Below are 4428 nucleotides of genomic sequence, written 5' to 3'. Positions count from 1 at the left end.
AAAACTGGGTGCGGATATTTTGCGGCGGTCATACAGCGAGATTGCACGACAACTGAATGCAGCGGGGGTTATGACGAAGACCGGACGGAGGTTCTTCCCGCAGACTGTCAAGAACTACTTAAATCGTTTGCCCACGCCGGAAACATCACTCCAGGAATGAGCAAGCCCTGGAACTTCATTGCTCCGACGGGCCATTACCCGTTCTCCTCCGGAAAGCGGCACGCGGCGCTATCACCTTTGAATGCCTCTTCAGGGTAGCCAGAAAGCACGGCCCAGAACGGTTCTGAAACCTGAGAACGGAAGTCTTGAGGCGTTTGGATCGCCTCTAGCGGTACAGTAAACAACCAAGAGCGCTCGTGCCAATTCGTCGAGCTTAGCGTTTCGCTCGGATGTTCCAGTAGCCGTCCGCCGGCATGCCGAACGAGATCACCTGAATAAACTGGCCATCCGTCGGAAGTATACTTTAAGTAGTCTACATCGTAGATCTCTTCGGTAATTCGCTTTCCCGCTATGAAGCAGCAAGTCAAAAGCGATATTTCAGCGTGCGCGAGCTTTTCCCGCTGCATCAACGAGGCTCGATCCCGGTATAGATCGGTGCATAGAATAGCCCTTCCGATTACCTTAGGGCCACGCTGTCCTTCTTTAGATACGTCAGCACCAAGTGAGGCCCATCGGCACACCCATTTTCCTAAGCCTCCCCATTCCTCATGCTTGTTCCAGGAGAATGCAGCTACAGACATCCCGGACCGAGATCCAAATAGATCTCGACCCGATTGAGGAAGGTGCTCAAGCTCATCCGTCACTTTGACGACATTAGAGTAGGAATCAAAGATTATTGACATATGCTCTCCAAGCCTTGGGACCTTGAAACGTGGTCAGACCGACACTTCGAAGGTCTGTCCACCGAAAGCGCCTCAACGCAAACGCAAAGGACTTTTGGGGGATCGGTCTAATCGGCACGGCATGGAGACCCTCAAAAGCTCCGATCCCCAATTTACGCAGGAGCAGTGCCGCATCGCAGCACCATTCTGCTGCAACCCTCGAAATATCGGACGGAGCGTCCCCTGCTACTTTTAGATCGCGCAGAACGCTCGACCACTGGCGTACATGGCTCGATTTGTATCGCAATGCATCAAGGGTCGCATATTTGACTAGAGAGATATGACGTAGTCGACTCGTGGCCGGTATCGAGGCAGTGCAGCTGGCGACCTGAGCTCTTTGCTGGCGCACATCAAGCATCGCGTCCCACTTTATCTCGAATACGAGTACTTCCTTGAGTGATCCGTATTGCAAATTGACGATGAGGTCTGGTTCTACGTAGCTTGAAGATGACTTACTAGAATACGATGGAAGTCGAGGCCACAGATCAACTCGACACTCGTCAGCAACCCGGCGGTCATTCTCTCCTATAACTATCGATAAGATCTGGCTTACATCCGGAGGGGACATAAAGCGAAGTGGGGTGAACAAGGTTGATGTTATCGCATCCTCGATCACTCGACGGCTGCCGACTTCTGCTCCTAGTTCCGTTGGAAGCTGAGCTCCCTTGCGCAAAAAGGCGTCGAGCATGAGTATTGACCGAGGATTAGGGAATTCGCTAAGCGCGCTACGCTGATCATCTTTCTAACTTTAAGTCGCCCAACAATCAACGATTGCATTAGACGCAAGATGTTGCAAATGACATAATCAACCTATAGGTGCTACATGAAATTTTGGTGGGTGAATCAGAATCAGACGGGTCGACATGAAATCGCTGGTGGCTACATGTGGTCACCGAAGCGCCGCCAAGATGGTGCCTTCAATCGCTTTTATGAGAACATGCGCTTGGTCGATGCAGGCGATGTTGTTTTCTCGTACATCGATCAGCGGATACCCTATATTGGAGTGATCCAGGGCCCCGCGGTTTCCGCAGATCGCCCCATTGAGTTGGCTAACAGACCCTGGAATAGCGATGGATGGTTAGTCCCTGTCGAATGGCACCGGCCTCCGGTCGTCATCAAGCCCAAGGATTTAATGGATGTTTTGCGTCCGTTGCTTCCCAAAAAGTATTCACCAATACAAAGCGCTACAGGGGACGGTCTCCAGAGTGTCTACTTGGCAGCTGTACCGCAGCTTATGGCTGCTGAACTACTCCGTCCGCTTGGCGGCTGGAGACCCGGCGCGGACTCAACCATTGCTGAATTGGATAGATCAGAAACGGCCATCGATCGGCTGGACGACGAGCTAGAACGACAGATTCGGAACAACACCTCCATCGACAGGACCGAGCGTCAGGCGGTTGTACTTGCTCGCCGAGGCCAAGGGCGATTTCGGAGAAATCTGATCGGGATAGAGAACTCGTGTCGAATAACCGGGATTGTCGACGAAAGATTGTTGAGGGCCAGCCATATTAAGCCTTGGCGTGCTTGCGCAAACAATCATGAAAGGCTGGACGGCAACAATGGTCTGTTACTAGCGCCACATATAGACCTGCTTTTTGATCGCGGCTACATCTCGTTTGAAGACGGCGGGACCCTGTTACGTTCGCCTCGCATTAGTTCCGCTGATTTCTTGCGGCTCGGCATATCGACCGATACGGGCTTCGCCGTAGCGCCTTTCAACGAGAGCCAAGCCAAGTATCTCGACTACCATCGAAGCACAATTTTTTTGCAGAGCACGCCTGAAGACGAGCGTCAGAACTGGGATCCCCGATGAATCTCCTTCAGAAGACGGCTTTCGATTTTGAACGCTTGTGCACCGCGCTTCTGATCGCTTCTGGCTACGGCATCGAGCAGGAAGCCGACTTAGCCTCGCGTGAGAGTGGGCGGTTCGACATTGTCGCCAGAAACGGAGCGACAACTTACTTCGTTAAGATTAAGTGGACCAGGAACAACCCGGTCACGCTGCGCCAGCTCCGCGATTGGTCAGCAACGCTCGCAAGCTCTATCCGGCTTCATTCCGCGAAGTTGATCGCTGAACCTCCCACCTCGCCTGTTTGTTCTTCTGTATCCGGCTTATTGATCGTTTCCAGCAATGTTGATCCCTCCCACCGGAAATGGCTCCAGTCGGAATTCGCAGTGCAGGTTTGGGACAGAAGCGATCTAGGGGAGTTGGTCCGTGCACATTCGGGGTTGAGCAACCAATTCGCTGAGGCATTCTCTAAGCTCGATCGGTTACGAGCGGAAATGTTGCTGGAAAGGCCTGGCGACGACAGTGCTGGTACAGGCTTCGCTGAAGCTACAGTGCCGCTTGCAGGCAATCTTCGTGGTGCTGAGCTAGCCCTCAGACTTCGCTCGCTTGAGTCGGGCCGCGGGTCAGCACACGATTACGAACGATTGTGTGTCGAGATTATCGAGTATCTCTTCGGAGACAATCTTCTTGACGCAAGACCGCAGTCAAGAACTGAGGACGGCTTGAACGTGCTCGATCTCATCTACCGCGTCAATCCGGCCCACTTGTTCTGGGAGACACTGACGCGCGACTTTCGATCCCGCGTTGTAATATTCGAATTTAAGAACTATTCGGAAGTTGTCGGACCTCATCAAGTATACACCACTGAACGTTATCTAAGTGTGAGTGCCTTACGGTCTGTATGCTTTCTATTAAGTCGGAAAGGGCCTCACGAGCATGCTGAGCTTGCGGCTTTCGGCGCAATGCGTGATTCAGGGAAGCTCATAGTTTTCTTGGACGACGACGATCTAGTCGAGATGCTCAACGTTAGGGATGCCCAGCGTGCCGGCGCGAATGCGCAGGATAATGATCCAACGATTCTTCTAGACCAGAAGATCTACGACTTCATCGCTAGACTTCCACGATGAGGTAGCTGCACCTGGCGCGCTTCGGATTTAGAGAGCCTCACGGCAATAAGAATCTAAGAATTCCAGTGTCTGAAATATTAAGGCAGTTTCATGTGACCTTAGACTAGCTTACGCCAACAAGCCCAATTCTCTTTGACATGCCGCAACAAGATCAGATGGATACCATTATAGGCGCCGAGCGGTTGCAACTTCTCACGCAATGGAAGTCGCTCATAGATCGCAATCCAGATTGGATTGCGAGCCCATTTCGGCAAGTTGACCTGCTGCATGCTGCTAGCCACGGCGCTCCAATTAAAGGCCGTTCTCTAGCCTCGTATATCCGTCAACTTCATGACAAGCTCGGCTTCAAGGCCAAGGGCCCTCTGACGACCGGGGGCCTGTGCGCTGGGACGATTTTCAGGACGCAGGCATTTATTGACACCCAATATCGGGTTGGTAGCAAGCTTGGACAGTCAGTTCACGTCGAACACACATTTCCAGTTCGTCAGATCGCGCTGGAGATCGTAAGGCATCCACTCCCAGATTATGTTGCCACGCTCGTTTGGTTCCTGACTCATTCAGTTGCTACCGCGTTTCACGAGAATGAAAAAGTATACTTGCGCGGGCGGTCAAGTACGTCTGACGCTTTGAA

3 protein-coding genes are annotated in these 4428 nt (G+C 52.3%); all 3 read left to right on the top strand.

What is annotated here, in order from left to right; all coding sequences use genetic code 11:
* Positions 1–1704 precede the first annotated feature (1704 nt).
* Positions 1705–2694, top strand: a complete 990-nt coding sequence (locus ACQR1I_RS36825) for an HNH endonuclease (protein ID WP_434871258.1) — start codon at positions 1705–1707, stop codon at positions 2692–2694.
* Positions 2691–3797 carry a hypothetical protein gene (locus ACQR1I_RS36820; RefSeq protein WP_434871259.1) on the top strand — a complete coding sequence of 369 codons (1107 nt, stop codon included), beginning with the start codon at positions 2691–2693 and terminating at the stop codon, positions 3795–3797. The genes ACQR1I_RS36825 and ACQR1I_RS36820 overlap by 4 nt, the downstream gene beginning before the upstream one ends.
* A 155-nt stretch (positions 3798–3952) precedes the next feature.
* The coding region (locus ACQR1I_RS36815; protein ID WP_434871260.1) for a hypothetical protein at positions 3953–4428 on the top strand (476 nt) is incomplete at its 3' end.

It is taken from the genome of Bradyrhizobium sp. HKCCYLS2038 (assembly GCF_051167655.1).
GTDB lineage: Bacteria > Pseudomonadota > Alphaproteobacteria > Rhizobiales > Xanthobacteraceae > Bradyrhizobium.
The sequence above is the reverse complement of the archived record's forward strand: the minus strand, read 5'-3'. Positions and strand labels throughout refer to the sequence as shown.

What these genes read in the sequence shown, in the direction of transcription:
- ACQR1I_RS36825 (WP_434871258.1), top strand. Translation starts at nt 1,705, where the DNA reads ATGAAATTTTGGTGGGTGAATCAGAATCAGACGGGTCGACATGAAATC.
- ACQR1I_RS36820 (WP_434871259.1), top strand. Translation starts at nt 2,691, where the DNA reads ATGAATCTCCTTCAGAAGACGGCTTTCGATTTTGAACGCTTGTGCACC.